Annotated in this window: 1 protein-coding gene; it reads left to right on the forward strand. The window is 66.4% G+C overall.

What is annotated here, in order from left to right; all coding sequences use genetic code 11:
• Positions 1 to 22: 22 nt before the first annotated feature.
• On the forward strand, positions 23 to 360 hold a 338-nt coding region (locus tag IVB32_RS26630), incomplete at its 3' end, for an ATP-binding cassette domain-containing protein (RefSeq protein WP_247411818.1).

Raw genomic sequence — 360 nt, forward strand, 5'->3', positions numbered from 1 at the left:
CGCGCCTGCACGGGAATTGACCATGCTGCGCGTCGACATCGAAAAGCAGCTCGGCGAGTTCTCGCTGTCCGCGTCCTTCGCGAGCGAAGGCCGCGTCATCGGACTGTTCGGAGCGTCGGGCGCCGGCAAGACCTCGCTGGTCAACATGATCGCGGGGCTGCTGCGGCCCGACCGCGGCACCATCGTGATCGACGGCGAGACGGTCGACGACAGCGCGGCCGGCATTCATGTGCCGACCTGGCGCCGCCGCATCGGCTATGTGTTCCAGGATGCGCGGCTGTTTCCGCATCTCAACGTCGCGCAAAATCTCGACTATGGCAGGCGGATGAACCACCTCGCGCCCGATCCGGCGCAGCACAA

Source organism: Bradyrhizobium sp. 23, from assembly GCF_023073295.1.
Classification (GTDB): domain Bacteria; phylum Pseudomonadota; class Alphaproteobacteria; order Rhizobiales; family Xanthobacteraceae; genus Bradyrhizobium; species Bradyrhizobium canariense_D.